General features: G+C 61.8%; 16 protein-coding genes. 7 read left to right on the forward strand and 9 right to left on the reverse strand.

Features of this window, described 5'->3' with window-relative positions; all coding sequences use genetic code 11:
- Nucleotides 1-673: 673 nt before the first annotated feature.
- The 7 genes from KW838_RS20960 to KW838_RS20990 all read right to left on the reverse strand — a co-directional run bounded on the left by KW838_RS20960 (nucleotide 674) and on the right by KW838_RS20990 (nucleotide 13,616).
- Nucleotides 674-3,109 (reverse strand): RND family transporter, encoded by a 2,436-nt coding sequence (locus KW838_RS20960; protein WP_218503319.1) that lies wholly within the window; start codon nucleotides 3,107-3,109, stop codon nucleotides 674-676.
- A gap of 36 nt (nucleotides 3,110-3,145) precedes the next feature.
- On the reverse strand, nucleotides 3,146-4,222 hold the full coding sequence (locus KW838_RS20965) for a YCF48-related protein (protein WP_218503321.1): 1,077 nt from the start codon (nucleotides 4,220-4,222) through the stop codon (nucleotides 3,146-3,148).
- A gap of 76 nt (nucleotides 4,223-4,298) precedes the next feature.
- Nucleotides 4,299-5,660 (reverse strand): DUF1329 domain-containing protein, encoded by a 1,362-nt coding sequence (locus KW838_RS20970; protein ID WP_218503323.1) that lies wholly within the window; start codon nucleotides 5,658-5,660, stop codon nucleotides 4,299-4,301.
- A 31-nt stretch (nucleotides 5,661-5,691) separates the two neighbouring features.
- Nucleotides 5,692-7,521 carry a DUF1302 domain-containing protein gene (locus tag KW838_RS20975; protein ID WP_218503326.1) on the reverse strand — a complete coding sequence of 610 codons (1,830 nt, stop codon included), beginning with the start codon at nucleotides 7,519-7,521 and terminating at the stop codon, nucleotides 5,692-5,694.
- 63 nt (nucleotides 7,522-7,584) lie between these two features.
- Nucleotides 7,585-8,748, reverse strand: a complete 1,164-nt coding sequence (locus KW838_RS20980) for an acetyl-CoA acetyltransferase (RefSeq protein WP_218503328.1) — start codon at nucleotides 8,746-8,748, stop codon at nucleotides 7,585-7,587.
- Between the two features lie 541 nt (nucleotides 8,749-9,289).
- Entirely contained in the window at nucleotides 9,290-11,950 is a 2,661-nt protein-coding gene (locus KW838_RS20985; protein ID WP_218503338.1) for a LuxR C-terminal-related transcriptional regulator, read from the reverse strand.
- A gap of 37 nt (nucleotides 11,951-11,987) precedes the next feature.
- Complete coding sequence (locus KW838_RS20990) at nucleotides 11,988-13,616, reverse strand: 3-(methylthio)propionyl-CoA ligase (protein ID WP_095966225.1); 1,629 nt, start codon at nucleotides 13,614-13,616, stop codon at nucleotides 11,988-11,990.
- 128 nt (nucleotides 13,617-13,744) lie between these two features.
- Here KW838_RS20990 and KW838_RS20995 point away from each other — a divergent pair, with 128 nt between their 5' ends.
- From KW838_RS20995 to KW838_RS21010, 4 genes are all read left to right on the forward strand, one after another.
- A complete protein-coding gene (locus KW838_RS20995; protein ID WP_218503340.1) occupies nucleotides 13,745-14,776 on the forward strand; it encodes an AraC family transcriptional regulator in 1,032 nt (343 codons plus the stop codon).
- 141 nt (nucleotides 14,777-14,917) lie between these two features.
- The gene (locus KW838_RS21000) at nucleotides 14,918-15,826 is read left to right on the forward strand and encodes a peptidyl-prolyl cis-trans isomerase (RefSeq protein ID WP_218503343.1); all 909 of its coding nucleotides are present in this window, start codon (nucleotides 14,918-14,920) and stop codon (nucleotides 15,824-15,826) included.
- Nucleotides 15,826-16,824: a HupE/UreJ family protein gene (locus KW838_RS21005; protein WP_218503345.1), complete on the forward strand. Its 999-nt coding sequence runs from the start codon at nucleotides 15,826-15,828 to the stop codon at nucleotides 16,822-16,824. Before KW838_RS21000 ends, KW838_RS21005 begins: the two co-directional genes overlap by 1 nt.
- Nucleotides 16,825-16,863: 39 nt before the next feature.
- The gene (locus KW838_RS21010) at nucleotides 16,864-19,080 is read left to right on the forward strand and encodes a DUF3604 domain-containing protein (RefSeq protein ID WP_218503356.1); all 2,217 of its coding nucleotides are present in this window, start codon (nucleotides 16,864-16,866) and stop codon (nucleotides 19,078-19,080) included.
- Nucleotides 19,081-19,170: 90 nt separating this feature from the next.
- On the opposite strand, the gene KW838_RS21015 is transcribed toward KW838_RS21010, so the two are convergent.
- Nucleotides 19,171-21,072: a potassium transporter Kup gene (locus KW838_RS21015; RefSeq protein WP_218503366.1), complete on the reverse strand. Its 1,902-nt coding sequence runs from the start codon at nucleotides 21,070-21,072 to the stop codon at nucleotides 19,171-19,173.
- 182 nt (nucleotides 21,073-21,254) lie between these two features.
- The gene (locus KW838_RS21020) at nucleotides 21,255-22,130 is read right to left on the reverse strand and encodes a LysR substrate-binding domain-containing protein (protein WP_218503369.1); all 876 of its coding nucleotides are present in this window, start codon (nucleotides 22,128-22,130) and stop codon (nucleotides 21,255-21,257) included.
- A 123-nt stretch (nucleotides 22,131-22,253) separates the two neighbouring features.
- Here KW838_RS21020 and KW838_RS21025 point away from each other — a divergent pair, with 123 nt between their 5' ends.
- From KW838_RS21025 to KW838_RS21035, 3 genes are all read left to right on the forward strand, one after another.
- On the forward strand, nucleotides 22,254-22,604 hold the full coding sequence (locus tag KW838_RS21025; RefSeq protein WP_218503371.1) for a RidA family protein: 351 nt from the start codon (nucleotides 22,254-22,256) through the stop codon (nucleotides 22,602-22,604).
- A gap of 46 nt (nucleotides 22,605-22,650) precedes the next feature.
- Nucleotides 22,651-24,042 carry an FAD-dependent oxidoreductase gene (locus KW838_RS21030; RefSeq protein ID WP_007970215.1) on the forward strand — a complete coding sequence of 464 codons (1,392 nt, stop codon included), beginning with the start codon at nucleotides 22,651-22,653 and terminating at the stop codon, nucleotides 24,040-24,042.
- A gap of 256 nt (nucleotides 24,043-24,298) precedes the next feature.
- Complete coding sequence (locus KW838_RS21035) at nucleotides 24,299-25,465, forward strand: 2-aminoethylphosphonate--pyruvate transaminase (RefSeq protein WP_102700010.1); 1,167 nt, start codon at nucleotides 24,299-24,301, stop codon at nucleotides 25,463-25,465.
- Nucleotides 25,466-25,590: the final 125 nt, after the last annotated feature.

Raw genomic sequence — 25,590 nt, forward strand, 5'->3', positions numbered from 1 at the left:
GGCAACCCGGCATGGATGGCGGCGGACTCTGTAGGAGCGAGCTTGCTCGCGAAAAACCTGAGAGCACCGCGGGGTGTCAGGTTCCCCGCATCATCGTTGACCTCCATCGCGAGCAAGCTCGCTCCTAAAGAGCCCGCCGTATGGGCGGAACCATTAGCGGCCGTTACCGCAGGAATGGATATGTACACGAACAAAGAGCCTGGTCGGCCCGAAGGCCGCCAAGATCAAAAGATCGCAGCCTGCGGCAGCTCCTACAGGTTTTTTTGTCCGTACACGATATTGGTGGTGTACCCGGTCAATGTAGGAGCTGCCGAAGGCTGCGATCTTTTGATCTTCTTGCCCCCTCGTGAGACCGAGCGGAGGTTCTGCGTAGTGGGCACCGCGGCATGGATGCCGCGGTAGCCGCCCCCGACCATGGATGGCCGATGGCGGCGGGCTCTGTAGGAGCGAGCTTGCTCCGGGCGGCGTTCCGACGAAAGACCTGAGAGCACCGCGGGGTGTCAGGTTCCCCGCATCATCGTTGACCTCCATCGCGAGCAAGCTCGCTCCTACAGAGCCCGCCGTATGGGAGGAGCCATTAGCGGTCGTTACCGCAGGAATGGATAGGTACGCAAACAGAGAGCCTGGTCGGCCCGAAGGCCGCCAAGATCAAGATCAAAAGATCGCAGACAGCTCAGCGAGCCTTCCTGAGCAAAAAGTGCGACAACGCCGGTATCAGCACCAGCGCTCCAATCATGTTCCAGATGAACATGAACGTCAGCAGAATCCCCATGTCCGCCTGGAACTTGATCGGCGACCAGGCCCAGGTGATGACGCCCGCCGCCAGGGTGATGCCCACCAGAGCGACCACCTTGCCGGTGAACGCCACCGAGTTCTTGTAGGCCTCGGTCAACGACAGGCCGGCACGCTGCTGGGCCAGCTGCACACTGAGCAGGTACAGCGCGTAATCCACGCCGATCCCCACGCCCAGGGCGATCACCGGCAGCGTGGCCACTTTCACGCCCATGCCAAGACACACCATCAATGCCTCGCAGAGCACCGACGTCAGCATCAAGGGCACCACCGCCACCACGACCGCGCGCCAACTGCGAAAGGTGATGAAGCACAGCACGATCACCGCGCCATACACGTACACCAGCATGGTGCGGTTGGCCTCGCGGACCACGATGTTGGTCGCCGCTTCGATCCCCGCGCTGCCGGCGGCGAGCATGAACTGGCGTTCACCGTTGCTGTGTTCGCGAGCGAAGGCCCCGGCGACACTGACCACATGCTCGAGGGTCTGTGCCTTGTGGTCGGCCAGGTAGGCCACCACCGGCATCATCGAACAGTCGCTGTTGAACAGTTCGGGGTTGTTCACCGAGGCCTGTTGCGCGCCATAGTTGAGTACGTCCTGATTGCGCGCGATGGTCAGCATCTTAGGGTTGCCTTCATAGGAACCCGCGGTGATCTGCCGTACGGCGTTGACCAGCGACACGGTGGTCTGCACCCCCGGCTGCTGTTGCAACAGCCAGCCGAGACGGTCGGCCTCGACCAGGGTCTCGTACTTCAGGCAACCCTCGCTCGCGGTCTTGACCATCACGGCGAACTGGTCGCTGGACAGCGAGTAGTTGTCAGTGATGTAGGCATTGTCGCGATTGTAGCGGGAGTCTGCGCGCAGTTCGGGCGCACCCGGGTCAAGGTCGCCGATCTGCAACTGGGTGCTGACCATGAACCCGCCCGCCGCCAGCAACCCGGCGACGATCACGGCGACGGTGGCCCAGCGGCGCTCGGTAAAGCGATCGAGCAGGCTCCACAGATTGCCCAGGCCCTTGCCGCGCAGTTCCTTGTCTTCCTGACGCAGGCTGCGCGCCGCTGCCTTGCGGCTGACACCGCAATACGACAGCAGCACCGGCAACAGCACCAGATTAGTGAAGATCAACACCGCCACACCGATGCTGGCGGTGACGGCCAGGTCCTGGATCACCGGGATGTCGATCAGCATCAGCACGGCAAAGCCAACCGCATCGGCGAGCAAGGCCGTCAGCCCCGCCAGGAACAGACGGCGAAAGGTGTAGCGCGCCGCGACCAACTGGTGTGTGCCGCGCCCCACATCCTGCATGATGCCGTTCATCTTCTGCGCACCGTGGGACACGCCGATGGCGAACACCAGGAACGGCACCAGGATCGAGAACGGGTCGAGCGCATAGCCCATCAGCGCGACCAGACCCAGTTGCCAGGCCACGGCGATCACCGAACAGAGAATCACCAGCGTGGTGCTGCGCACGCAGCGGGTGAAGAAATAGATGATCGACGTGGCGATCAGCGCAGCAGCGCCAAAGTACATCATCACCAGCACCAGGCCGTCGATCAGGTCGCCGACCAGCTTGGCGAAGCCGATCACCCGGACCTTGATCGGGCCCATGCCCTCCTCGCCCCGGGCATGGGTTTCATTGCCGCCGGTGAACTCGTACTTGTTACGCAATTGCTCTTCGAGAACCCGCGAGAAAGCGTGGTAGTCGATGGCCTGGCCGGTGACCGGATCTTTCTCCAGCAGGGGCACGAAAATCATGCTCGACTTGAAGTTGTTGCCCACCAGGCTGCCGACGATGCCGGATCGGGCAATGTTCAAGCGCAGCTGCTCGACGCCCTTGGCCGAGCCGTCGTAGGCATCGGGCATCACCGGGCCGCCGCGAAACCCCTCTTCGGTCACTTCGGTCCAGCGCACCGCCGGCGTCCACAGCGACTTGACCCAGGCACGGTCCACACCCGGGGTCACGAACAGGGTGTCGTTGATCTGCTTGAGCACATCGAGGTACTGCGGGTCGAAGATATCGCCTTCGGTGTTTTCCACTACCACCCGCACCGCATTGCCGAGCCCGCGCAAGGACTGGCGGTTTTCCAGGTAGTTCTGAATGAACGGCTGGCTTTGCGGCAGCATTTTTTCGAAGCTGGCAGTCAGGCTCAGACGAGTGGCTGCGAAGTAACCGAGCAGCACGGTGATCACCAGGCAACTCAGCACCACCAGCAGGCGGTTGTTGAAGATCAAGCGTTCGAGCAGGTTGCCGGAACGGGCGTCGAAGCCCTTGAGCTCCCGCACCACCGGCATCGTATCGAGTTCGTAGGTACCCATATCGTGTCTTGTCTCTTTTGTTGTACGCAGTTGGGCTTATTCGAGGGGTAGCTGGCGAAGACCGCGGGCGCCGGCCAGTACCAGTGCACCGGCCGTTGACACTTGCGCCGCGGCCACCGGCGCCAGGCCGTTTTTCGCCTGCAGCTTGAAACTTACGCCATCGTCGTTGCTGACCAGTACATGGCCGGCCTGGCTCAACAGGATGATCCGACCGTCTGCAGTGACCGTGCCGGCGGTGATGCTCAGGGGCAGGCCAAGCTCGACCTTGTTCCAGTGGGCGCCGGCATCGACGCTGCGGTAGGCGTTGCCGCGCAGGCCGAACACCAGCACCGCGCCGGGCTTGCCGACAATGCCGAAAAAACTGCCGTTGTAGGGCGTGGGGGTGGCCTTGAAACGCTCGCTGGCTGGGTCGAACTTGAGCACCAGGCCCTGCTCGCCGACAACGAACAGTTCATTGCCGGCCGGGCGCAAGGCGTACAGGTTCAAGGCACTGGGGTTGTCGGTCCGGTCCAGCCACGGCGTCCAGCTGCGGCCACCGTTGTCGGTACGGAAAATCAGGTTGAAGGCGCCGACGATGTAACCGATCTGGTCATTCTCGAACCACACATCGAGGAACGGCTTGTCGGCGCCCTCCTCGAACATGCGCTGGGCATCGACCAACAAGCTTGCGACCGCCTCGTCGTCCGGCCGAGCCGCGGCCTGCTTGCGGTAATACGCGAGCAGGGTCGAGCCGACGTCGCGGCCATCGAATTGACGGCTCCAGCTTTCACCCGCGTCGCTGCTGTGCAACACCACGCCGTCATGGCCGACGGCCCAGCCCTGGGACGGACTGGGGAAATGCACGGCCACCAGGTCAGAGCTGACCGGTACCCTGGCTTGACGCCATTGCAGGCCTGCATCGTCCGAATAGAAAATGTGGCCACGCTGGCCGACCGCGACCAGGCGCCCGCCGGCACTGGCCAGTCCCGTGAAAATGCCATGCAGCGCCTTGTCGGTCTGCAACGCCGGCCGGTCGAGGGTATCGGCGAAATCCGCCGCCACCACCGCACGGGTGAAAGGCAAGGCCAACGCGGCACCCAGTGCAATGAGCACTGTCCATCTGAATTTGTTCATCGCTGTTTCCCGGATAAAAAAAGCCACCGGAAGAGGTGTGGCCTCTCCCCGATGGCAAATACCACATGGAGTCCTGTCAGCGGATTCCGGCACCGGCCAGCGATTCCGGAGCCCACTGGGCCTTGGAGAGCGGCTCGATGTACTTCACACCACCGTACGGCCCGTACATCCCGGTGATGTTGTAGCTACCGGTGATGAAGTCGTAGAACAGGTGGTTGTCCGAGTTCGGCGCCTGCACGTCGTAGCTGTAGGCCATGTGGGCGAAGGCGCCGCGGTACAACTTGCCGCTGGCGTCGTATTCGTCCGAAGCCAGGGCAATCCAGCTGTCCTCATCGAGGTAGAAGGTGCGCTTGCTGTAGATGTGGCGCTTGCCCGGCTTCAGGGTCGCTTCCACGACCCACACGCGGTGCAGTTCCCAGCGCATCAGGTCAGGATTGACGTGGTTGGGGGTGGTCACGTCTGCGGCCACCTTGTGGTAGTTCAACTTGTAGGTGTTGTACGGGACGTACATTTCCTTCTTGCCCACCAGCTTGAAGTCGTAACGGTCCAGGGCACCGTTGAACACCCAGGAATCGTCATAGGTCGAGCTGCCGGCCGACCCCGGGTTCGGCGTGTCGTAGGCGATGTCCGGCGCCAGTTTCACCCGGCGTTGTCCCGGCAGGTACTGCCAGCCACGGCGGCCTTGCTTGAGCGGGTTGACCGCATCGACCACCAGGATGGCTTCTCCGGCGCGGCGTGCCGGGCCCTGGTAATACAGCTTGGTCTTGAAGAACACGTCGCTCTCGTTGGCCGCCGTGGTACGGGCCGGGTCGTACAGCGGGTACTCGATGTAGGCGTTGCCGGTGGTGGCGAGGGTCGCCCTGCCCGAGGAGTCGACGTTCCAGGAGTCGTACTTGGAGTTCAGCGCAAAGCCCTGATAGCGCAGCAGGTGGTTCCACATGGCTTCATAGCCATCGGCGGGGATCGGGAACGGCACGCCGGGCAACGCATTGTCCAGGGCGACTCCACCCTCGGTGGTTTTGGTCCCCACGGCGTTTTTCGCCGTGTTGTCCAGCAATCGCTGAGGCATGGCCACGGTACGGTGGGTCGGGTAGACATCGACGCGGAACGACGGGAAGCGCTTGAGCAGTTCCTGGGTCGAGGCTGTCATCTTGCCGGCGTACTGGGCAGCATTACCGGCGTTGATCACCGTCAGCGGCTTTTCATTCTCGAAGGGGTCGGGGCGAAACGAGCTGCCCGCCTGGTAGCTGGCCGGCGCCTGGGTCAGGCCACCGGTATAGGCCGGGATGCTGCCGTCGGCATTGCCGGCTTTCTCGGCGCCGACGCCGGTCAATGTGCTGCCAAGCCGGGCGGCCTGGTCGGAAGATACGGCCGCGTGGGCGGCACCGGTTACCGCCAGCGCAAGGGCTGCGGCCAATACGGATTGGGCAAGTTTCATGGGGTCTCTCCTGTTGCCTGGCAACGTTCGATCAGATAGTCGTTTTGAAGGTGAAGGTGACCATGCCGCGATCCTTGAGCTGGGCCGATGTACCGCCAAAGGCAGTGGCCTGCCCCGGCGTGCAGTTGTACTGGCCATTGGCGCCGGGTACGGCACCTTCTCCCTGGCTGCCGGCATTGCCGGCGCGGTCGCAGGTATCGAACGGACCGAAGTTGTCCACGTACTTCAGGTCGAAGCGATACTGGTTGTGCACGTCCATGCCAACGCCGATCGAATAGCTTCCGGAGTCTTCGTTGCCCCCCATCTGGACGGCTGAATTACCATTGAGGCCGACGTTGTAAGTGGCCGGCATGTAGAAATCGATGCCGGGGAAAACCTGATACCAGGTCGGGTTGAAGTTGACGCCAATGACGTAGTTGTCCTTGCTGACCTTGTCCACGCCGCGGTACCAGTCCTCGCCCTTGAACAGCTGCTTGTTGTCGGTCACGTCCAGCCAACGGCTGTAGCCCAGTTCCACCAGCAGCGAGGCGCTGTCCCACACCGGTGTGTCGGCGAAGGTGGTCAGGCCGTTGAGCACCGCATGCACGGTGTTGCCTCGGGCCACGCCGTTGTTGCCATCGAAACTGCCGATGAATCCGGGCAGACCGGCAGCGGCCGCGGCCGGGCTGACGGTGGCGGCGACACTGGCCAGCGGCATGTTCTCGCGGTAGTTGAGGTCGAAACCGACGCTGACCCCGGCGATGCTCTTGGACAGGCTGATGCCGTAGATATCGATATCATCGACGTAGAACTGGTTGTAGCTGCCGATGTTGCCCGAGATCAGCTGCGCCGGGCCGACAGCCGTCGGCTGCAGGACCAGGTTGGGCAGGATGTCCGAGGTGTTGCGGTAGTAGAAGCCCAGGGTCCCATCCAGCCATTCCGGGCTCCACTTGGCCATCAGGCCGAAGTCGCCGTGATTGTCCGGGGTGAAGGTGTGGCCGTTGGTCAGGCGCAGGAATTCATTGGCGCCAATGGGGCCCGGGGCACCGAAGAGTGGATTGCGTCCACCGATCAGCGACAGGTTGTGCCCGCCACTCTGGATGCCGTCGTTGAACCCCAGGTAAGTACCCGATTCAGGCAGGCGCGAGGCGTCCCAACCGAGGAAGTACTGGGCGCTCAGGGTCAGCTCCGGGCCAAAGGTCAGGCTGCTGGACAACTGGTTGCGCGGGATGAACAGTTCCTTGGCCTCGGTGCCCGGCACTGTCAGCCCCTTGGTGATGTCCAGGCCCGACTGGCCATAGCTGTTGCCATGGGCGAAGGCCAGGATGCTTTCGCCCCAGTACTGGGTATGGCTGCCCAGCTTGGCACTGAGCAGGGTTTCGTCACCGACCTCGGTGCTGCCAAACACGAAGGCATCGAGGATTTCCGCAGACGGTCCGTTGTAGTAACGGTCGGCATAACCGCTGATATGGCGTGAGTCCGGTACGCCGTTATTGAGCTGGTTGGTAGAGGCGTTGGCACTGCCGACATTGTCATAGGCATGGTCGTACCAGCTGTTGGCACTGACGCGAAAGCCGGCCTTCTGCTTGTAGACCACGTCCAGTTCCGAGAGCACGTCCAGGCGCTGGGACACCGCACTGCCCGATGAGAAGTTGCGGTTGCCATCATTGTTGTTCCAGCTGTTGGCCAGCTTGCTGTTGGCACTTTCCACGCGCTGGCCGTAGTTGAGCTTGAAGGTGTTGTCGAAACGCACCGACAGGTCTTCGTTGCCCGTATCGATTTCCAGGGCTTGCGCGGGCGCGATGCCCATCCCGGCCAGGATTGCTGTAGCCAAAAGCCCTCGACGCAGGTTTGCATGGCAGATCTTATTGTTGTTGTTCATCTAACGGGCTCACCTTCTCTGTGGTTCATGAAAACGCATTGAAACGGCACTGCGACGCTGTCCTTAGGTGCGCTGCAGGATGGTTACCGATACCGAACGACCCAGCGCCGCGTTGTGCGCAAGGGCCGTCCGGACACCGTTGTCGTGCCTGGACGGCGCCGTGCCGCGCAACTGCCAGACCAATTCAGTGATTTGCGCCAGCCCCGTTGCTCCCGGGGCATGGCCGCGACCGAGCAATCCGCCGGAGGCGCAGACATCGACCGGGGTGCCGCGGCTGTTGCGTCGTTCGCGCACGAAGCCGTCGATACCTTCCTCCCGGCACAAACCGAGGGCGGCGCTGTACACCATGAAGTCGCCGACGCTCTGGTCATGCAGCTCCACGGCCTCGATCTCGTCGGCACCGATACCGGCGTGCTCATACGCCAGTTGCGCAACCCGCCGGGTCGTGGCGCGCCCCAGCACATCGAGCACACAGCCGGACTCCTGCTCGGAGGCCAGGTCGCTACCGCGCACACAGGCCCTGACGGCCACACCACCGCGAGCGCCGTAGCGGGCCAGGAAACCCGGGGTACACAGCAGCACCGCCGCCGCCCCGCTCGCCGGCGGGCAAAGGTAGCGAGCCCGCCAGCCATCGAGTGCCGTGCTGCGGTTGAGCACAGCCATGGGGTTTAGCATGGCCTTGCTCCGGGCCTGACTGAGTACCTGCTCGAAGCTGCTCTGGGCCACGCCCATGCGGGTCAGCAACCAACTGGTCTGGGCCGCGAACAGCGCGGCAGGATGCTCGCGCCGGGCAAAATGAGCCTGGCAGGCATCGGGCTGGCCGAGGCCGTCCCAGGCCTGCGGCGCGCTGTCGTCCAGACCAAAGAAGGCGCGGTGGGTAACGTTCGCCGGCATGCATTCGAAACCCAGTGCCAATGCGCATTCGGCCTGACCGGACAACACGCTGTGACGCGCCAGCTGCAAGGCGCTGCTGGCTGCCGTGCAGCCGTCCGCGAGGGAAAATACCGGGACACCGGTCAGGCCGACCTGGGCCAGGACCTGCTCAGTGCAACCGACAGCGCTGCTCACGCTGGCACTGAACACCTGGTCGACCAGGTCATAGTCAATGCGCGCATCGTCGAGCGCCTGGCGCATCGCCCTGCCCGCCAACGCAGCGACACTGTCGCCAGCGCCCAGCGGGACGAACGCAGACATGCCCACCCCCGCAATCAGCACGCTTTGACTCATACGCCTTACCTCGTTAGTCGGCTGGAGCCGATCCTCTCTTGTCTTCGAGCAACGCTCGGCAAGCGGCAGATCCGCCGGGCCGGGTTGGTTCAAGTGAGGTCCAGACTATCGGTCAGGCACGATCCAACCCCCCCATCGTCAGGGGGGGTGGAAGAACAAGGGGGGAAAAGGTTCTTCAAGCATTTGCGGAGAACCGTAGGAGCCAGCCTGCTGGCGATGGACTCCAGTGCACCGCGTTTATCCAGTTCACACGCGTAATCGTTAACGACCATCGCTGGCAAGCCAGCTCCCACAGGGCACCGCGTCCGGGTCCAAACCAGTGAAAGCCCAAAAAAGGGGCCTTGACGGACACTGCATCTGTGGCGAGGGAGCTTGCTCCCGCTGGGGCGCGAAGCGGCCCTGAAAATGGGCCTGCTGCGCAGTCCAGCGGGACGGTGCGGCGATCCGACAAGCTCCCTCGCCACAGATGCTTATTGTTCGATCTATCTATTAAGTGAGGCGCCGCGGCTCGGCAATAATGCGCGAGCAGAAAGACCAGGTTTCAGCTGGCTGGATCGAGGATGCCAAGCATGTAGGCACGATCCACCACATGCTTGCGGGTGCCGGCCTGGAACTTGCCGAACAGGTTCTTCAAATGCCATTTCACGGTTTCTTCGCCGACATTCAGCGCCAGGGCGATCTGCTTGTTCGACAGGTTACGTGCGAGCAATTGCAAGACTTCGCGTTCCTTGGGTGTCAGCAACCGGCTGGGCGACACCGTGCTGGTCGCCAGTGGCGCCGGCGCGGGGGGTGGTGTGTCTTGCGCAGTGCTCGGGGGTACCTCGTGCCGGATCTGGCGCACCCATTTGAGCAATTGCGGATGGGTGTCTTCGACAATCCGCCGCAGGCCGTTTTCCTCGGCCAGGCTGATCGCTTCACGCAGGCAGGCCAGGCCGTTGCCGCCCGACTCGTGGAGCGCCAATGCCTTGAGCAGTTTGATCTGCACGATTTCACGGCCGCGACGAATGCGCTCGGCTGTTTCACCGGCACGCTCCAACAGTTCCAGCATCCCTTGCCAGTCACGTTGCACATGGGCGATATAGGCCTTGGCCAGCATCACCATCAAGGCCAGTTCCGGCCCGAGCAAGCCTGTTTGTTCATGCGCGACCTGCGGCACCTGGGCATCGAGCCGGCGCCCCAATGCCAGGCAGGTATCGGCCCGGCCTTGCAGTGCGTGCAGGCGAATCTGCTCGGCCAGGGCGGCAATGCAGAAACGCGCAATACCGCGCTCTTCGCCGAGCACGAACAGCGCCTCGAGCAGGTCATAACCACGATGGCCCTGGCCCTGCAGGACCGCCAGGCGAGAGGCGGTGACAAAGCCCAATACAATCGCATCCGGAGAAGCCAGGCGCTCGACCACGTCCAGACGGTTGGCCAGGACCGTGGCGGCTTCTTGCAACTGATCGCGCTCGAGCAACACTGTAGCCAGTCCGCTGGCCAACATCACCGCCACCGGACTGCGTCGGCCAATGTCCTGTTCGGCGCGAGCCAGGCAGTCGCGCAGCGCTCTTTCGGCCGGCACGAGGCGACCTTCGTTGACATAGCTGAGGCCCACCACCCATTCGCCAAAACCGCGGATGGCGTCCAGGCCTGAGCTCCAGGCATACAGCGGTGCCCGCTGAAAGATCCGTCGAGCTTTTTCCGGTTGGCCCTGAAACAGGGTCAGGCGCGCGATCTGGTTGGCGAAGACTGCCTGTAACTTGATCTCGCCAGTCGGCAATGCGTCCACCCAAGGGGTCACCAGCGCCAGCGATTCGTCCGGCCGGTCGGCAAAATAGGCGGCGGTGGCAACAATCATCGCTGCTTCGCAACGCGTGCTGTCATCGGTCGCCGGGTCCTGCCGCAGACCGGCGACCAGGCGCACTGCTTCCTCATGCCGATCGCTCATGGCCAGGGACCAGGCGGCCGCCAGGCACATGCGCGAGCGCGATTCGACCTCCTGCGCCGGCAGCTCCTCCACCCATTCCAGGACCCGGCTGAACTGCCCGCGCAACATGATTTCGTACAGGCATTGCTCGATCATCTGATAGGCCTGGCGGGTGCGCCCGGCCAACAGGTAATGACGAGCCGCCTGCTCCAGGAATTCATGGGCCTCGAGCCAGCTGGCCGCCCGCTCATGCAGGTCCAGGCGTCGGGTCTCGGGCAGACTGGCATAGCGCCCCAGCAGGAACTCCCGGGCCAGCGGGTGGATACGCACCCATTCACTGTCCACGCTTTCGACAAAAATCGGCGTCGCCACGCACAGCTCCTGCAAGCGCAGGCCGGCCTGCTCGTCGCCGGTCAAGGCGATGCACAGGGACGGATGCAACATTTCCAGCAGCGCAATGCTGATCAGAAATTCAATCTGTTCGGCGGGCAGGTGGGCGATCAGGGTGTCGACAAAATAGCGTCGTATATCACCGGTCCCTGCCGACAGCTCTTCGACCGCCGCGACCACGCTCGGGCTTTTTTCGATGGAAGCGATCGCCAGTTGCAGGCCCAGTGACCAGCCCTCGGTGGCTTCGTGCAAGCGCACGCACAGGTCCGGATCGATACGATGGCCGAAGCGGCTGCTGAGGATCGCCACGGTTTCCTCCACCCGCAGGCGCAAGGCGTCCGCGCCGATGACGACATAGAAGCCGCGGGCCTGCAGGTCGGCCACCTGCAGGTTCAGGCGCCCACGGGAAGCCATGATGATGCGCAGGTTGGCCGGGGCATTGTGCAGCAGGTAGGCCAGGCAATGCCGCACAGTGGTTTCGGGTAGCCGGTCGGCTTCGTCGAGCATCAGCACGATTTCGCCCCCCAGGTCCGCGACCTCGGCCAACCAGTCGGTCAGCCCTTCCATCTCGTCGCGGCCGGGTCCGGGCATGCGCTCCAGGAAACCGGCAAAGGTTGCCCGTCCACTGCCAATGGCCATGGCCGCGGACAGTCCCCCGGCGAATCGAACGCCATCGTCATGTTCATCGAGCGTCAACCAGGCCACCACCGCCCCACGGGAAAGAAACTCCCGGCGCCACTGGGCCAGCAGAAACGTCTTGCCGAACCCCGCCGGGCCTTGCACGGCAATGGCCATCTTGTCCGCCAGGGCCGCGGAGTCGATGCTCAGCCGCTCACGCATGTGAGCGGTTTTCTGACTTCGCGGTGGCGTGGTCTTGAGAACCAGTTCCGGTGCAATGCGATCCATGGGGGGCCCTTTGGACTGGGGTACAAAGTATCGCTGGTTATAAACGATAGTCCCGGAACTGTTCGCGCAATTTCATTTTTTGCACTTTACCCGTTGCGGTATAGGGCAGTGCCTCGACGAAAGCCACCGCGTCGGGCAGCCACCACTTGGCCACGTGGTTCTGTAAAAAGCCGAGCAACTCGTCCCGCGTCGCCAACATGCCCTGCTTGAGCACCACCACCAGCAATGGCCGTTCCTGCCATTTGGGGTGAGGCACGCCGATGACCGCCGCTTCGGCCACCGCCGGGTGACCGCAGGCGGCGTTCTCCAGGTCAATGGAGGAAATCCATTCGCCGCCGGACTTGATCACATCCTTGGCCCGATCGGTGATCTGCATGTAGCCATCCGGGTCGATGGTGGCGATATCGCCAGTGACCAGCCAACCCTGTTCATCCAGCAAGTCCCCGCCCTCGCCCCGGTAATACTGGCTGGCGATCCACGGCCCCTTGACCCGCAAATGGCCGGACGCCTGGCCGTCACGGGGCAGCTCGGCACCGTCTGCATCGACGATTTTGATCCTTACCCCGAACAACACCCGGCCTTGCTTGGCCTGCAGGTCGATGCGCTCGTCGAGCGAGGCGTCGCGGTGCTTGGGCAAGGCATTGCAAACCGTGCCCAGAGGCGACATCTCGGTCATCCCCCAGGCTTGCAGCACCCGGGCGGCAAAACGAGTCTCGAAGGTTTCCACCAGGCTGCGCGGCGCTGCGGCCCCACCCATCACGACCCGGTTCAGGCACAGGTCCGCGGTCGGCATCAGCCCGGCGTTATGCACATGCTGCTGCAGGCTCATCCACACCGTGGGCACGCCCAGGGCCAGGGTGACTCTTTCACGCTGCATCAAGTCATACAGGCTGGCCCCGTCGAGGTCAGCGCCGGGCAGGACCAGGCGCGCACCGCACATCGCCGCCGAATAGGGCATGCCCCAGGCGTTGACGTGGAACATGGGCACCACCAGCAGCGCCGTATCGGCCGAGGACAGGTTGAACCCGTCCGACGTGCAGGTGGCCATCGAATGCAGCAAGGTCGAGCGATGGGAGTACAACACCCCTTTCGGATTTCCGGTGGTGCCCGAGGTGTAGCACAGGGAGGCCGCCACGCGCTCATCCAGGCAGGGCCAGGCGAACGTCTCGGGTTCATCGCCGATCAGGTCTTCGTAGCACAGCAGGTTGGGCACGACGATGGGCGGCATCTGGCTGCGCTCGGCCAGGGCGACGAACGCCTTGACCGTAGTCAGTCGCGGCGCAAGCTGCTCGATCAGGGCCGCGAACGACAGGTCGAAAAATAGGTACTGGTCTTCGGCATGGTTGGCGATGAACTCGATCTGCTCGGCAAACAGCCGCGGGTTGATGGTGTGCAATACCGCGCCCATGCCCGAGACACCGTAGAACATTTCCATGTGCCGGTAGCCGTTCCAGGCCAGGGTGCCGACCCGCTCGCCGGGCTGCACGCCGAGGTTTGTCAGGGCATTGGCCAATTGTCTGGCACGCCGGCCGATGTCGGCGTACGTGCAGTGATGCAGCGTGCCGTCCTGCAGGCGCGAGGCTATCTCGACCTGGGGGTGCGAGCACACCGCGTGCTCCAGTACCGAAGAAATGAGTAAGGGGTGATCCTGCATCAGACCCAGCATGGCAATCGCTCCGTTGTGGTTTTTGTAAGGTTCGGGCGGTTGTATTCTGCGCAGGCGCCGGGCATTTATTTGATAAAACGTGCCAATCATTTGATACTTTGCGCCATTCATCCTCAAAGGCGTGTGCCATGGATACTCATCTCATTCGCAGCATGTGCCTGTACGGTGCCCGCGAACTGATCGCCGATCTGCACGGCGACCCCTGGCGAGTGGCCCATGGGGCATCGATTGCCTCGCAGTCGCTGGACCAGCTGGACGTCCTCCTGCCGGTGCCGAAGGTGGTGCATTTTCTCGACCTGGCCGCCCGGGAAACCGGTCGCGAGGACTTCGGGTTGCTGCTGGCACAGAAGCAAGGGATGGGCGTATTGGGCAGTGCGCTGCTCGACATCGTCAGCGAAGCGACCACGGTGGGCGACTGGCTCGAACGCCTGTCACGTTACTTCCACGTGTTGATGTCCGGTGCCCTGGTGCACCTGGAGCAACACGAACTGGGAATGACCGTGCACTACGAAGTGACCGCGACGGCCGGAATCGACGAAACCCAGTCCGTCCACCTGGGCCTGGCCCTGCTCGCGCGCAAACTGCGCGGCGCGCTGTATCCGCAGTGGTCGCCCGAACGCGTGATGCTGCGTTGCCGGGAACCCCATAGCCGCGCCAGCTACACACGGATGTTCGGGCAGAACGTGTTCTTCAATCAGGAGTGCAACGGCATGCTGCTCAGCCACCAGGTGCTGGCACATCCACTGAACGAGCAACAGCCCTTCTCCCGCCCCGCCCTGCTTGACTACCAGCGGGAAAACCAACAGCGCCGCAACCGCAGCCCGGCCTCGGCAACCGAAGATTCAGTGCGCAAACTGCTGTCCAGCAGCGGTGCGCCCCTGGACGCCGTCGCCCTCAATCAACTGCAGAGCCGCCGCACCCTGCAACGCAGGCTGGCCGGCAGCGGCACCACCTTCCAGGCCATCAAGCAGCAGACCAAGCTGGACCTGGCCCGCAAATACCTGAGCCAGACCGACTTGAAGCTTTCACAGATCGCCGAGGTGCTGGGTTTTTCCAGCCTGAGTGCATTCAGCCGTTTTTTCCACAACGCCCAGGGCTGCGCGCCCAAAGCCTACCGGGCGCAGGCTGCGGACACGAACCCGCGGTTCACTTCGCCTTAGGGGCCCCCGGGAAACGGGTTAATCCGATTACGACTAATGCTTAGTGCTTATCGTGATTAACCTCGCTGGAAAGTTCCGGCCCAGCAGCAATACTCCACTCTGTTTCGAAAACCATTCGAGAATAGCGTGGGGCAATAAGTCATGAACTTGAGCGTCTGCGAAGCGAAAGAACCTCGACTTTCGTTAATCAAACGATGCCTGCGCCAGCCGTTACTGCACTTTTTAGTTGCCGGTTTTGCACTCTTCGTACTGTACGGAGGTTTGCACCGTTCAACGGTCAATCAAGATCCGCAACGCATCGAAATCACTCCTGAAGTTGTTCAGCGGATCGCGATTTCCTGGCTGGCACGTTGGCAACGCCCCGCCTCGGAGCAACAGTTGCAGGCCCTGATTGATGACTATGTGAAAGAGGAAATCCTCTATCGCGAAGCACTGAAACTTGGCCTGGACAAAGACGACACCATCATTCGCCGCCGACTGGCGCAAAAAATGGATTTCCTCGCCGAAGATGTCGCCTCACTTCGCGAACCGGCCCCGGGTGTACTGGAGGCCTGGTACAACCAGCATCAGGACCAATATGCCCCGCCGCCCCTCGCGACCTTTCATCATGTGTTCTTCGCCCTGGACAAACGCGGCGCGGATGCGCAGGCCCAGGCTCAAGCCGCGCTGAGGGGGCTGACGGACAGGAACAGCGGTGAAGGCGATGCGTTCATGTTTAACAGCGCCTACACAGAGCAATCACAGGATCAAGTGGCGCGGGTCTTCGGTTCAAAGTTCGCCGTTTCGTTGTTCCAGCAAACGCCGGGACGTTGGGTGGGGCCTGCGGAATCAGGTTTTGGCTGGCATCTGGTGTGGATCGATACGCTGGCCAAACCACCGGCACCGGCTTTCGAGACCGTGGCCCAACAGGTCAAGTCCGATTGGTTGTCCGAGCAACGCAGCGAATCGAAACGCGCGAATTTCGATGCACTCAAAGCACGCTATGAAGTCGTGGTGATAATGCCAGCCTCCGCCGCTGACGTTGCCGCTATCCAGACGGAGCGGCCGTGATGAGGCGCAGGGTCTGGCTGCTGTTGCTGCTCGGGCTCATGGCATTGAGCGCCATGGCCCATGAATCACGTCCCGCGTACCTGGAACTCAACGAAACGGCTGCCGGGCGCTATGACGTACTGTGGCGCACGCCAGTGCTGTCAGGCATGCGCTTGCCGATTGCGCTGCGGTTTGCCGAAGGTGTGCGCACTGTCGTTGAACCGGTGGAAAGCCAACTGAACGATTCGTTGATCGAACGCCGGGCCATTGAAGCCGGTCCCGCCGGCCTGGTCGGGCAGCGCATCGAGTTTGTCGGCCTGCAAGCGAGCATCACCGATGTGCTGGTGCGTGTCTCGCGCCTGGACGGCAGCCTGACCACCACCCTCGTCCACCCCGCGCAACCCTGGATAGAAATCGCTGCCACGCCGGGAATGTTCTCGGTGGCCGGTGCGTTTCTGGTCCATGGCGTCCAGCACATCCTCGGGGGCTTCGATCACTTGCTGTTCGTTTTCGGTCTCCTGCTGCTGGTGGGAAATGGCTGGATGCTAGTGAAGACCATCACCGCGTTCACCCTCGCCCACTCCATTACCCTGGCGCTCGCAGCATTGGGCGCGGTGCAGCTTCCCGGCCCGCCTGTGGAGGCGACGATTGCCCTGAGCATCCTGTTGCTGGCGGTGGAAATCGTCCGCAAGAACCGTGGCGACGTCAGCTTCACCATCCTATGGCCATGGGTGGTGGCGTTCTGTTTTGGCCTGTTGCACGGTTTTGGTTTTGCCGGTGCGCTGGCGCAGATCGGCTTGCCCCAGCGCGACCTGCCGCTGGCGCTGTTCACGTTCAATGTCGGCGTCGAGATCGGCCAGCTGATGTTCGTCGCCGCCGTACTGTGCCTGCGAGCGCTGTTGCTGCGTTGTCGGCTGCCACGGTCCGCGCTCCTGTATGCCCGACCGGTTGCGGCCTACGGGTTGGGAACCCTGGCGGCCTTCTGGTTTTTCGAACGAGTCTCGAGCTTCTGGGCCTGAACTTCACCTTGTCACTGCCGTATTCCGGAGACGTGGAATATGAAAACCCCTACACACTTCAGCACGCCGTCACTGCTCGGTTGCGCCGTGCTCACTGTCAGCTCGTTGGCATTGGCAGAGGGCAACCCGGACCGGGAGGTTTACTTTGGCCAGACGCACTCGCACAGTTCCTGGTCGATCGATGCCTACCTGATCGGCAACCATCAGGTCGATCCCGAGCAGGCCTACCAATACTCGCTTGGCATGCCGGTCAAGCATCCGATGGGGTTTGAAGTGCAGCTCAAAGGTCGACCGCTGGATTTCCATGGCGTGACCGATCATTCGGAATACGTGGGCGTGATCGCCCTGGCCAACGATCCGAAATCAGACTTCAGCAAACTGCCCATCGCGCAAAAACTGATTGCCAAGACGCCGGCGGATTTCAACCGGGTGTTCAAGTGGATCGCCGGCAGCTTGAACAACCCCATCAAGGAACTGATTGATCCGAAGGTGGCTGGCAACATCTGGCAGCAGAACATCGCCATCGCCGACAAGTACTACAAGCCCGGCAAGTTCACCACCTTCGTCGCCTATGAATGGACCTCGGCACCGAACAATCAGAACATGCACCGCAACGTGTTTTTCCGTGATTCGAAGAAGGTGCCGGACCTGCCCTTCACGGCCCTCGACTCGAGCAAACCCGAGGACTTGTGGAGCTGGATGGACGATCAACGGAAAAAGGGCAACGAAATACTGGCGATCTCCCACAACGCCAACCTCAGCAACGGCCTGATGTTTCCGGTGGACGTCGATGACCGTGGCCGCCCCATCGATGCGGCGTGGGCCGAAACGCGGATGCGCAATGAATCGCTCACGGAGATTCACCAGGTCAAGGGCACTTCCGAAACCCACCCGGAACTGTCGCCAACCGACGAATTTGCCAATTATGAAATCATGAGTTTCCTGATCGGCATCGACAACAGCACCTCCAAACTCAACGGCAGCTACATCAGGCAAGCCTGGCAAAACGGCATGGCCATGCAGGAAGCCCGCGGCTACAACCCGTACAAGATGGGCGTGGTCGGCGCCAGCGATTCGCACAACGGGGTGATTCCCTATTCGCAGAGCAACAACTTCGGCTCCCATGGTTTCACCGACAGCACCCCGGCGGCGCGGCTTTCCGGCAAACAGAACTCGGGCATGATCGCCCTGCAAACCAGCACCTCCGGTCTTGCCGGTGTCTGGGCGGAAGAAAACACCCGTGAATCGATCTTCGATGCCATGAAGCGTAAAGAGGTGTACGGCACCAGCGGCGTGCGCATCCCCGTGCGCATGTTTGGTGGCTGGGGCTTCGACAGCAGTCTGTGGAACGAAAAAGACTGGGTGCATGCCGCCTACGCCAAGGGCGTTCCCATGGGCGGCGACTTGCCGGCAAAACCGGGTAAACAGGCACCGTCCTTCGTGGTATGGGCGGTCAAGGATGCCGACGATGGCAACCTCGACCGCATCCAGATCATCAAGGGCTGGACCAAAAACGGCCAGACCTTCGAGAAGGTCTACGACGTCGCCTGGGCCGGTGATCGCCAACCGGATCCGGTCACCGGCAAAGTCCCTCCAGTGGGCTCGACAGTCGATGTGTCCAAGGCGACCTACAACAATACCATCGGTGCCACCGAGCTGAAAAAAGTCTGGGTCGATCCGGACTTCGATCCGGCCCAGCACGCGTTCTACTACGCCCGCGCACTACAGATCCCGACCCCGCGCTGGAGCACCTATGACGCGGCCAAGCTGCAAGTACCGCCACCGGGCGACGTCTCGCCCACCGTCCAGGAACGCGCGTGGACCTCACCGATCTGGTACACGCCGACAGCCGAGGACAGCAAGACTGTCGCTGGCGGCAAAACCATCGATCAACTGAAAACCGAAGGCGCCAAAGCGCTCACCAACGAGCAGTTGCAAACCTTCGTGGTGGGCAAAACCATCAAGGTGCGCAACACCGTCACCGGCCAGACATTCGAAATCGTCTATGGCACCGACGGCCAACGCCTGGTCGCCAGCGTCGATGGCAAGCCGCCCGCTGAGGGGGAATACCTGAACATGCTGCATGGCGGTCAGTTCGGCGTACCGGCCAAATATGAAATCAAGGACGGGCACCTGCTGACAACACTCGGCGGCTCGCCTTTCGAGGCCACGGTGTTCGAGCAGAACGGCAAGTACGTGGCGGCTCGCAGCAACGAATTCGGTTATGTGAATTATGAGGTTGAAGCGGTCAAGTAGCGCCGGGGCTGGCACCGATGTTCTGCACGCATCGGTGCCAGCAGATTGCCGCGAAAGGACCGCAGCCCCAAAAGGCCATCCGATGACTCTTTACATCTCAACCTGTGTGCCCAGTTCTATTACCCGATTCAGTGGCAACTTGAAGTACTTCAGATTGCTATTGGCATTTTTCAGCAAAAATGCGAACAGGCTTTCTCGCCAACGGGCCATACCGATTCGTTTGGTCGGGATCACCGTTTCCCGGCTTAGGAAATAGGTCGTGCGCATCGGACTGAAGTCCAGTTCGGTCAAATGACAGAGACTCAAGGCCAAGGGCACATCAGGCTCCTCGATAAAACCAAAGTGCAGACTGACCCGGAAGAAGCCTTCACCATAGGCCTCAACCTCGAACCGCCGTTCCGCACTCACACGAGGGCTGTCTTCAGACACTACTGTCAGCAATACCACTTGCTCATGCAAAACCTGGTTATGCAGCAGGTTGTGCAGCAGCGCATGAGGAACAGCATCGGTCCTGGCCGTCAGGAACACCGCCGTGCCTTGTACGCGATGGGGCGGTTGCGTACGGATGCTGCTGATGAACAGCGGTAGTGGCAGCGCCGTTTCATCCAGCCGCTCGACAATAATTTTTCTGCCGCGCTTCCAGGTCGTCATCAAAATGAACAGACCAATCCCGGCGATCACCGGGAACGCACCGCCCTGGAAGATCTTCGGCGCATTGGCCGCGAAATACAGACTGTCTACGAGCAAGAAGCCGAGCAGCATGGGAATGGCCAGCCAGCGCGGCGTTTTCCATAGGAGCAGGACGACTGCCGAAGACAGGATCGTGGTGATCAGCATGGTCCCCGTCACCGCGACGCCATAGGCTGCGGCCAATGCACTGGACGACTCGAAACCGATGACCAGCAGAACGACACCGACCATCAGTGCCCAGTTAACCGTGCCGATGTAAATCTGCCCCTGCTCCTGACTGGAGGTGTGCTGGATAAACATGCGCGGAATGTAGCCCAACTGAATGGCCTGGCGAGTCAGGGAGAAAGCCCCGGAAATCACGGCTTGTGAAGCGATGATGGTGGCCAGTGTGGAGAGCGCGACCATCGGCAGCAGTGCCCAGTCAGGCGCCAGCAAATAGAACGGGTTACGCACCGCCTCCGGGTTTCCCAGGATCAACGCGCCCTGGCCAAAGTAATTGAGCGCCAAACCGGGCAGTACGAGCATGAACCAGGCACGGGAAATCGGCTTTCGACCAAAGTGGCCCATGTCGGCATACAGTGCTTCAGCACCGGTCAATGCCAACACGACAGCCCCCAGAATCGCCACACCCATTCCCGGATGAACCACGAAGAACCGTACGGCCCAAACAGGGTTGAGCGCTTGCAAAACTTCCGGGCGCTGCAAAATCCCGTAGATCCCCAGCGCACCCAACACCACGAACCACAGCACCATGACCGGACCGAACAGGATGCCGATCCGAGCCGTGCCATGTTTTTGTATCAAGAACAGCGCCACCAGCACGATCACTGACAAGGGCACGACCCAGTGCTCGATCCCGTCAAACGCCAACTGTAGTCCTTCAACCGCAGAGAGCACCGAAATGGCCGGGGTAATCATGCTGTCCCCGTAAAAAAGTGCCGCACCAAACAGGCCGAGCAGTACCAGTACCTTGCTCATGTGCGGATAAGGTGCTGCCGCGCGGCGGGCTAACGCCGTCAACGCCATGATGCCGCCTTCGCCCTGATTGTTGGCACGCAGGATGAACAACACGTATTTGATCGAGACCACCCAGATCAGCGACCAGAAGATCAACGACAGAATGCCAAGCACCCCGTCGTGATTGACCTGAACCCCGTAGTGGCCGGAAAAGACTTCTTTCAGCGTGTAGAGGGGGCTGGTGCCAATGTCCCCGTAGACCACACCAACGGCGGCGACGAGCAAGCCCGCTCCTGAGGTTTTGGATCGGGAATCTGCATGCACGCCGGTTACATTTTCACTCAAGGGTCGCTTCTCTCAAATTGCGGGGGAGACAGTTCACGCCATCCTTGGGCAATCCAGTGCCAGCGTCATTGGAAATGCAGACGCATGGATGGTCTGAAAAAACGCGGCCAGTATCGTTGGGGGCAAAACCGCCTACCGTAAAGAAAGCGTAAAAATTAAACGGCGCGATCGAACGATAAACCTCACTCGCCCAGCCCTTCTCGAACCATGTCGAAAAAGGTCGTCAAGATGCGCCGCGTGCTCTGCGCGCGCAGGCACACCAATGTCTCGGTGAAATGCCGCCGGCAGTCAACGATCGGCAAGCCGCGAAGCCGTGAATCCGAGCCCAGTTCGGCGGCCGAGACGACCCCGACGCCCATGCCGATCGCCACCGCCTCGCGCGCGGCTTCACGCCCCTCCACTTCGATGGCCTTGCGGATGTGCAGGCCCGCCGCTGCCATCTCCTCCTCCAGGGATAAGCGCGTGACCGAGCCCTGCTCGCGCAGGACCATGGGCGTGTCGTGCAGGTCGGCCAGGCAGATAGACGCTCGTTGCGCCCAGGGATGGTCCTGGGCGACGAAGGCCAGCATGGGATCGCTGCGCAGGTGCAGTGTCATCAAGCGATCGTCTTCGATGTCGCGCCCCAGCAGAGCGATGTCGGCCTGGTGACTGAACAACCGCTGCAGGACCTCATCGGTATTGGCGGTTTCGATCTTCACATCGATGCCGGGGTAACGGCTGCAGAAGCGTGAGACATAGGGCAGGACGTGCACCGGCGCATCCACGGCAAGGTTCAGGGTCCCGGTCGACAGGGTGCGGTAGTCCGTGAGCATGTCGTGGGCATCGACACTGATATCGAACAGGCGCTGGGTCAGGCCGAACAGGCGCTCGCCCACTTCCGTCAGGCGCACCAGGCGCTTGTCGCGGTAGAACACCATCACCCCGTAATAATCCTCGAGCTTGCGCACCTGGTCGGATACCGCAGGTTGCGACAGGCAGAGTTGCTCGGCCGCCCGGGTGAAGCTGCCATTCATGGCGACGGCGTGAAACGCCTTGAGTTGGGTATGGGAAATCGTCATTGGCACACCTTGCTATAGGTTCAGCTTATTCGTTCATACGATAAATCGATTTTATTTATGAACAGTGAACTGCAAGCATGATTTTCACAAGTGCCGTCCCTCGTATCCCTCCAGGAATGCCCTATGGAAATTGAACGTTTCGCTGCGACAAAACGCCGTTCGGACATGGTTCGGTACGACAACCATCTTTATATCGGTGGCCAGGTTGCCACGGACCTGCAGGGTGATATCGAAGCGCAGACCCGCGAGGTGTTGGCCGCTATCGAGCAGCTTTTGCTGAGTGCCGGCAGCCACCGCGAGCGGGTGCTTTCGGTGCGCATCCTGCTCGCCCATCGCGAAGACTATGAAGGGCTGAACCGGGTCTGGGATGAGTTTTTCCCTGAAGGCCATGCCCCCACACGCGCTTGCACCCTGGCGCAGCTGATCGACCCCGGTTGGCGCGTGGAAATGATCGTGGTCGCCGCGTGCGGCTGATTGTGTCCTCAACCCTGCCTCGAACCGATCCAACGGAGATGACCCCATGCGCCCCTACTGGCTGGACCAGGCCCTGAAGAATCAACCCGCTGCGCCCTGCCCTGCGCTGCAACAGAACACCCGCGCCGACGTCTGCATCGTCGGCGGCGGCTATACCGGTCTGTGGACCGCCATCATGCTCAAGGAACAGAATCCCGAGCTGGACGTGGTCATCGTCGAAGCCGACATCTGCGGTGCCGGCGCCAGTGGGCGCAATGGCGGCTGCGCGCTGTCATGGTCGGCCAAGTACTTCACCCTGGAGCGCTTGTTCGGCGTCAAGGAGGCGATACGCCTGGTCAAGGAGTCGGAGCAGAGCATCTACGCCATCGGCACCTTTTGCGAAAAGTACGCGGTGGATGCCGATTACCGTCTCGACGGCACGCTCTATACGGCGACCAACCGTGCCCAGGTCGGCTCGACCGACGGGGTGATCGCGGCGCTGGAGCGCCATGGCATCAACTCTTTTGCCAAATGTGCGCTACCTGACGTGCAACGCATGGCCGGCTCGGCCCGGCACATCGAGGGCTGGTTCTCGCCGGCGGCTGCCAGTGTGCAACCGGGCAAGCTGGTCCGTGGGCTGCGCCGGGTGGCACTGGAACTGGGCGTACGGATTTACGAGGGCACGCCGATGACCGGCCTGGAAGAAGGCATGCCCGCCAGCGTCAATACGCCGAACGGCAAAGTGACCTGCGACCGGGTCGTGCTGGCGATGAACGCCTGGATGGCCCGCGCCTTTCCACAGTTCTCGCGTTCGGTGGCCATTGTCTCCAGCGACATGATCATCACCGAGCCGCGACCGGACTTGCTCGAGCGGATCGGCCTGACCAGCGGGGTCACCGTGCTCGACTCGCGGATTTTCGTGCACTACTACCACAACACCCCGGACGGCCGGATCATGCTCGGCAAAGGGGGGAACACCTTTGCCTACGGCGGTCGCATCCTGCCCGTGTTCGACCAGCCATCGCCCTACGCAGGGCTGTTGCGCAACACGCTGACGGAGTTCTTTCCGGACTTTGCCGACGTCGGTATCGCCGCCACCTGGAACGGCCCCTCCGATCGCTCGGTCACTGGCCTGCCTTTCTTCGGCCGCATGGGCGCGAGCGGCAACGTCTTCTATGGCTTCGGCTATTCCGGCAGCGGCGTGGGTCCGTGCCACATGGGTGGGCAGATCCTGTCGTCGCTGGTGCTCGGGGTGGACAACCCCTGGACGCGCTCGCCACTGGTCCAAGGTCCCCTTGGGCATTTCCCGCCGGAGCCGGTCCGCTATCTGGGTTCATTGATGGTGCGTAACGCCATTCGACGCAAGGAGCATGCTGAAGACCACAACCGGCCTCCCCGTCGACTTGACGTGCGTCTGGCGAAATTCGCGGCAGCCGCCGGCAAGGCGGACAAGGGGTAAATCGCCTCGCCCTCCAGGCGAAATTTCACGTTGCCCCACAGAAAAACCCCGCCCGGTCATGCACCGCGCGGGGTTAATCCGCTTCCTGTCAATTCATGCGTGCAGCGAACTGCACCAGCTCCGGACAAGTGCATCGCCACTTATAAGCTCAGCTTGTTTGTGACATGTGATAAATCGATTTCAGTTATTTCTTGCCAGATGGTTTTATCAACCCATGCATCACTCCCCCACAAAAACAACACCGCCGGAGAAGATCATGACCAAAGCCGAATTCCCGACTACCCAGCCACTGGCAACCCCAGCCCTGGGTGAACCCTACCTGCTGACCCCGGGCCCGCTGACCACTTCCAAAGCGACCAAGGAAGCCATGCTGCGCGACTGGGGATCATGGGACGGTGCCTTCAATCAGGTCACCGCTGAAGTTCGCCAGAAACTGCTGGGCATGGCTGGCGTAGAGGATGACAGCTTCGCCTGCGTGCCACTGCAAGGCAGCGGCAGCTACTCGGTCGAGGCCGCCCTGGCCACCGCCATCCCGCGTGACGGCAAAGCCCTGGTGCTGATGAACGGCGCCTACGGTCAGCGCGCCACCAAGACCCTGGAATACCTCGGTCGCGCGTTCATTACCCTGGACAAGGGCGATTACCTGCCGCCCCAGCCCGAAGAAGTGGACGCCCTGCTCAAGGCCAACCCTGACATCACCAACGTCTTCGTCGTCCATTGCGAAACCAGCTCCGGGATCCTCAACCCGCTGCGTGAAATCGCCGATGTGGTGAAGGCCCACGGCAAGAGCCTGATCATCGATGCCATGAGTTCCTTCGGTGCCGTGCCGCTGACGGTGAACGAAATAGCCTTCGACGTGGTGGTGTCCTCCGCCAACAAGTGTATCGAGGGTATCCCGGGCTTCGGTTTCGTGATCATCCGCCGTTCCGTGCTGGAAGCCGCCAAAGGCCGCGCCAACTCGCTGTCCCTCGATCTCTTCGAGCAATGGGCCTACATGGAGCGCACCGGCCAATGGCGCTTCACTCCGCCGACCCACAGTGTGGTGGCGTTCCACAAGGCACTGGAACAGCACAGCGACGAAGGTGGCGTGCACGGCCGGTTGGCACGCTACACCCGCAACCGCGACGTGCTGGTTGCCGGCATGCGCGAACTGGGTTTCAAGACGCTGCTGGAAGACCGTTGGCTGTCGCCGATCATCACCACGTTCTTCAGCCCTGAACATCCCAACTTCGATTTCACGCGCTTCTACGAAGAACTCAAGGCCCGTCAGTTCATCATCTACCCCGGCAAGTTGACCGTTGCCGAGAGTTTCCGCATCGGCTGCATCGGCCAGATCGACGAATACATCGTCCACCAGTTGCTCCGCGCAATCGCGGACAGCCTGGTCGCCATGGACGTGGACATGTTCAAGCCCGCGGCCTGATCGACCCCTTTAAAGGTCTCTGCCGATTCGAGCGAAGGTGCAATGGGTAGCACCTTTGGGCAGGGGTCTTTTTTTAAACCATGGATTCGATGACGTACCGCTCGGCAGCGCCGGGCAGGAGTCAG

Source organism: Pseudomonas sp. PDM27, from assembly GCF_019219205.1.
Classification (GTDB): Bacteria; Pseudomonadota; Gammaproteobacteria; order Pseudomonadales; family Pseudomonadaceae; genus Aquipseudomonas; species Aquipseudomonas laurylsulfatiphila.